The 5586-nt window shown below is 53.5% G+C and carries 6 protein-coding genes; 5 read left to right on the top strand and 1 reads right to left on the bottom strand.

The features are described from left to right. The first annotated feature begins 515 nt into the window (after window positions 1-515). From B060_RS25800 to B060_RS0123170, 5 genes are all read left to right on the top strand, one after another. On the top strand, window positions 516-818 hold the full coding sequence (locus tag B060_RS25800; protein WP_236621695.1) for an excisionase family DNA-binding protein: 303 nt from the start codon (window positions 516-518) through the stop codon (window positions 816-818). A 72-nt stretch (window positions 819-890) separates the two neighbouring features. Continuing rightward, on the top strand, window positions 891-1790 hold the full coding sequence (locus tag B060_RS0123185) for a nucleotidyltransferase and HEPN domain-containing protein (RefSeq protein ID WP_018084177.1): 900 nt from the start codon (window positions 891-893) through the stop codon (window positions 1788-1790). 418 nt (window positions 1791-2208) lie between these two features. Then, window positions 2209-2931, top strand: coding sequence for a hypothetical protein (locus tag B060_RS0123180; RefSeq protein WP_081607013.1), 723 nt, complete (start codon window positions 2209-2211; stop codon window positions 2929-2931). Between the two features lie 304 nt (window positions 2932-3235). Next, entirely contained in the window at window positions 3236-4201 is a 966-nt protein-coding gene (locus B060_RS27660) for a hypothetical protein (RefSeq protein ID WP_018084175.1), read from the top strand. Between the two features lie 6 nt (window positions 4202-4207). Next, window positions 4208-4681 carry a transposase gene (locus B060_RS0123170; protein ID WP_413783261.1) on the top strand — a complete coding sequence of 158 codons (474 nt, stop codon included), beginning with the start codon at window positions 4208-4210 and terminating at the stop codon, window positions 4679-4681. Here B060_RS0123170 and B060_RS0123165 read toward each other — a convergent pair. After that, window positions 4678-5124, bottom strand: a complete 447-nt coding sequence (locus B060_RS0123165) for a hypothetical protein (RefSeq protein ID WP_018084173.1) — start codon at window positions 5122-5124, stop codon at window positions 4678-4680. The genes B060_RS0123170 and B060_RS0123165 overlap by 4 nt on opposite strands. Window positions 5125-5586 lie beyond the last annotated feature (462 nt).

Below are 5586 nucleotides of genomic sequence, written 5' to 3'. Positions count from 1 at the left end.
CGTCGCGAACCGTCACCGCCAGTTTCAAATCTTCAAGGGTACGAGATTGTTCTTCAATGACCTTCGCTTGCGAACCTACCTCCGTCTGGAGTCGCTCAACCTGCCCCAAAAGTGTCGCAACAACACTGCGCAAACCCGCCAGGGAAAAATCGTCATTCGATTCAGTCGATGGAGCCATCTCCAGTTTGAATCATAACCGCGAGTCCCTGCCAAGCCCCCTTGCACGCCAATTTGCCCCGGTTACGTTATTTCGCTGTAATCAATTGTTTTTATTACGTTAATTGACCTTTGCTGCTGCGCATCAAAATTTCACGAAAAATGGGCTCTTTTCGGCCCTTTGGCCTATGGTTGGCCGGGCCGGCAAGAGCCCCCAGAACGCGATGTTTGCGCCCCGATCCAGTTTCATCGCGTCTAGCTAGGTGCGCCGCCTGACCTCATTTGGCGTTGCCTGACCCTCCTGGGACTATCAGCCAAACCGCCTTGGCATGATATTATTCGGTCTGGAGGGCTACCCAATGCCAGATACCAACGACAAGATTTCATACCGCATAGACGAGGCTGTGAAGGCGTCAGGCCTGGGCCGGTCATTCCTTTACGAAAGGATCGCTGAAGGGGCCTTGCGGTCGGTGAAGGTTGGTGGGCGGCGTCTGATCATGCGCCGTGACCTGTTGGAGTTTATCGACGGCGGGAATTTAGAGAAAGCGCCCGCGCCGCCAGCGCCCGCCATTGTGCCAGCGACGAAGCCCGACGTCAGCGGGCTTCCACAATGGACACAGCTCGAATTGCCATTGAAGGCAGGTAGGCTCCACTTGAAATAGGGCCGCAGCAAAAGCGGTAGCCCACGCCCGGCAGTGGTGCTAAACTCGGATTTCCACCTTACAGGAATCTCGATGCTGGCCGATCAGCTCTCTCACCTACCAGACACGAAGCGCCGCGAGCTTGAGCGCGTGCTGAAGGTTCTGTTCGATGAGTTCGAGGACGTCACTAAAACCAAGCTATCGGACAAGCGGAAACTCGGCCGCATTTTAAAGGTCATCCTTTTCGGCTCGTATGCGCGCGGCGACTGGGTGGAGGACCGGCTTTCAGGCTATCGCTCTGACTACGACCTGCTTATCGTGGTCAACAGCCACCAGTTCACCGATTTGCACGAATATTGGGGCAAGGCGGACGAGCATTTCATCCGCGAAGTGACGGTCACCCAAAATATAAAAACGCCGGTCAACTTCATCGTCCATGATCTGGCCGATGTAAACGACCAGTTGGCACGCGGTCGACCGTTTTTCACCGACATCGCCCGTGACGGCATCATGCTTTACGAAGCGCCTGGTCATCCATTGGTTAAGCCGAAGCCGCTCACAGCGGCCGATGTCAGACACGAAGCCCAGGCTAACTACGACCAATGGTTTCCAGATGCTGTCGAGTTTCAGGCAGCCGCAAACTTCCATAGTGAACGTGGCAACGCAAAGCTCACCGCTTTCAACCTTCATCAGGCAGCAGAGCGGCTTTACCATTGCGTCCTGTTGGTACTGACGCTCTATTCGCCCAAAAGCCACCGCATTACCATGCTGCGGTCGCAAGCAGAGGCGCTAAACGACCGCCTGAAGGCGGTCTGGCCCAACGATACCAAACTGCACCGACAAGCCTTTGACCGCCTCCGCAGGGCGTACGTAGAGGCACGCTATTCAGCAGAGTATGCGGTCTCTGCAGATGAGCTGAAATGGCTCAACGAGCGGATCACCATTCTCCGCGATACAGTTGAAGCGGTCTGCCAGGAGCGCCTCGGCTCCTAAACCGGGCTGGCTCCAAAATGGCACCATTCGGGTGTGGAATGGAGCCATCCCAAACGATGTGCAGACAAGGGTTTGCGGATGGCGTGGAGCCATTGCTTTAATCTTGCTTTACGCCCTTAGTTCCAAAAATGTAGCCCATTCGGCTCCAGTGCGCGCAAGGCGGTCATTCTGGACCGCCCGAAAATTTATCAGTTGCGGACACTAGGCAAAGCCCGGTCACCCGATTTCATTTCTGTACCGTCAATGGGCAAGTAGACTAATGCAAAAGACGAGGCTTACGGCGCAGCGTACGCACATGCGTGAAACTCCGCGCGTCAAACGATACAGGTGAACGCTGCATCGAGGGAATTGCCTTATCAGCCTTGAAACCGTGCGCAGATACAGGCTACCATTTGTTGTGAACAGAGGGGGAGATTTTATGTCCGGTCTTTTAGTTGCCTTTGCCGTTTTGTCGAGCTTGAGCCCCCGTCCTTTAAGCCTGACCGGCCCATTGGGCCAGCCGGCCTATGAGGCCGCGGTCAATTCCGAACTGGCGTTGGATGGTATCGATGTCCGCATTGAACGCTATTTCGGTGTTTGCAAAACTATGTCGCTTGAAAGTGAAGGCTTCGAGGCAGTGACCGACGATCGCACCGCCTATCTACCCACTCTGGATCAGATTTTGACGCAGTCCAGTGAGGCTAGAAAAGCTTCCGCGCCACGGTTTCCGGAAACTATAACTCTGGCCACAGCAGCGGCACCCGACGGCTCGGTAGCAATCGAGCATATCCGCGTCGCAGGTTGCGGTAAAACCTATCGGCTAAACCTGATGAGCAAGTATGTCGCGCCGGCTCTGATGCCTATCGTCAATATGATGGAAGCGGGCCACTCGCTGACCACGCCAGGGCTACAGGCTCGTACCGAAGCCGACGTCGTTAATCAGGTGCAGGAAGACCGGCGCAAGCGCCCAGATATAAAATGCGCTATGGTGCCTCTCGTCTATGATATTCGAGTCGTGTCTCCGCCGGATTCCACTGGTCAATGGCGAGAACAATGGGACACTTATTATTGCCAGGCCAGCCAGACCACCGAAGTAATCTTCACGCCGTCCGCCGACGGCAAAACACTGGCTGTTGACGGCAAGTTGATTTCCACAAGATGACTTACGCGCCAGGTTGTCAGGACGAAGATATCTCATCTAGACGTCGGAACCACGAGGAACTTGACTTCGCTTTGCGCCCACTCCGGACATTCAGGTTGCTACGAAAGTTCGCACCCGAAACCGGACTACGCGTGTTGTACGCACTTCTGACTATTTACAAATCCGATCTTGTCCATATCTCTGCCGCATAGGGCACAATGGCCAGCGCCCCCAAAGGCACCTCGAACGGAAGCTCTTTCCTTACAGCTAAGACTACCTTAAGCTGCGAAAATGCTCGAAATCCGAAAGGAACGGAGGGGAAGATATGTTTATCAGAATAGCAGCTATTATCGGGGCGTTATTTTTCTCAATGCCAGCAATGGCCACCACCCCGTCTGGCATCTGGGCAGCGATGTCCGAGGGCACGCTGATATACCGGTTTGATATTGAAAAAACGTCTAGCGGGATCTGGACCGCCACTTGGGATCGTCCCGCGAAAATGAGCACCGACGGCGAAAGCTTTAGCCATGTCGCGGGGCCTGTTGAACATCGCGTTGCGAAGAAAGTGGTTGCCGCTGGTGAGACCCTTGAACTCACTTTTGATGACCTGCGTCCAGGCTCATCTCCAGATGTCTTCAGACTGAAATCCATAGATGATAGTCATGTCACCGCCGAATATCTTACGCTTGCCGCATTCGGCATACAGGTTGAGCCGTTACTTCTCGTGCGCGAAGCCCCGAATACATCGATGGGTAGCTGGGATCAAAACCAGAACTACCCTACCCCACTTTATCGGGCGACCAATGTTGAGATGACTGCGATCTTCGACGCTGACCAAGCGAGCCGTCAAACCTGGCCACCAAAGGACTTCGCAATGCAACGCGAAGCAGATCGCCAGCGCCGGGTCCGCACCGGCGAATTGCTTGATCAAGGTCTGCTGCATAGTGCCGACGACCTCTATCACGCGGCCTTTGTATACCAGCACGGTGACAACGAAGCAGATTATTTGAAGGCCCATGTCCTAGCAACAGCTGCTGTTGCACGTGGAAAAGCCGCTGCGAAGTGGATTGCAGCCGCGACACTTGACCGTTATCTCCTTGCTATCGGTCGACCTCAGGTCTTCGGCACGCAGTACATGACGCCCAAAGACAAAGCCACTACGCAAGAACCATATGATCGTACCGCGATCTCGGACGCATTAAGAGCTGCAATGGGCGTACCATCACTCAACCTGCAAACTCAAACGCTGATCCAGATGAAGGATGCCGAGCCGGCTAAAAAACCTGAATGATGGCACCTGTGCGCCTACTCCGGACATTCAGCTTTCACTACGAAATTTCGAAACCGGACAAAGCACCAAGACCTGCACTTGAGCATGTTTCCTTATGATCAAGACCGAGGAAAGTGGAGCACCTTTTTGCAGCCGATAGCTGAAACCCTTGATGCGTATTCTCACGTCATCCTCGACAATTACGCACCCCACAAGCAGCCCAAAGTCCGCGCCTGGCTGGCCAGGCATCCACTCTGGACTTTCCACTTCGTCCCCACATCCTGCTCGTGGCTCAACGCTGCTGAGGGTTTCTTTGCCAAACCGACCCGGCGACGCCTGAAAAACGGCGCCTTCCACTCCGTCGTGGATCTTCAGGCTACCATCGACCGCTTCATCAAAGAGCATAGCCAGGAGCCGCGCCCCTTCATCTGGAAAGCTGATCCTGATGAGATCGTCGCAGCCGTCAGGCGCGCGCACCAAACGTTGGAATCAATCCACTAGTACATCATGCTACATTGCGACGTCGATTTGAATTGGTCAGAAATTTTTGCAACTTTTTGAATTTTCATATCTTTTACTTCTATGTAAACCTGGCCCCTATCGCCACCCTTTTCTTTTATTGACGAGTCTCTTTGTATTTTTCCATCAAAAACGCCGTGCGCAATTAATCTCTCACTTAGAGGCCCTCCATCTATTTTTTGGAAGAGAGCGCCATTTTTACTTTTCACTCCGTCAGGAATGTAAGCAATCGTAGTATTTTGGCAATTCTTGTCCCAAAGCACGTAAACGCCTACGTGTATTTTTTGCAAATACCCCTCCACTCGTACGTTTAAAGACCCAGCCTTAGGCAAAATAAAGGGCAAAAACTTCAAGGGCATAAGGTACGTAAAAAGAAATACTGATATGCACAACAAGATGACAATCGAGAACAGATATTTACGCATTTCAACAACACCTTCTGTCTGTCAGGGAACCTGTAGGCGCAGCCCTTAGTAGAAACTATCCTTACCTAACGCAAAATTCAATTTTACCGCAAGTGCCTGCTCAGGGCATCTCACTGCTTCGGCTCTTTCGCGCCCAAAGCGGTCCTCACCCCCGACAGCCGCTTTGGAAGGGGTAAAGCTCAACTCNCCCAAGCGATGGCATCTGCACCGGCAGGCTGATGCATCGGACAATTGTCGTCTGTAGCTGCCCGCCAGACTGCGTTCACCACATCGGAACTCTGTGTTCGAGGGGCCTGATTTTGCTGNTTCCTGGCCATGACCTCATTGGCGAACTCAGCATACGCCGGATGGAAGCCTCCCCCTCCCTGTATCTTCGATCTCGCCGTTGAGCCAAAGCTGGTGCTCGGAGCTGATCCTGGGAGCACAATCCTGACCTTGATATCGAACGGCTCAAGCTCGATG

The sequence above is a fragment of the Asticcacaulis benevestitus DSM 16100 = ATCC BAA-896 genome, from assembly GCF_000376105.1.
In the GTDB taxonomy this organism is placed as follows: Bacteria; Pseudomonadota; Alphaproteobacteria; order Caulobacterales; family Caulobacteraceae; genus Asticcacaulis; species Asticcacaulis benevestitus.
The sequence above is the reverse complement of the archived record's forward strand: the minus strand, read 5'-3'. Positions and strand labels throughout refer to the sequence as shown.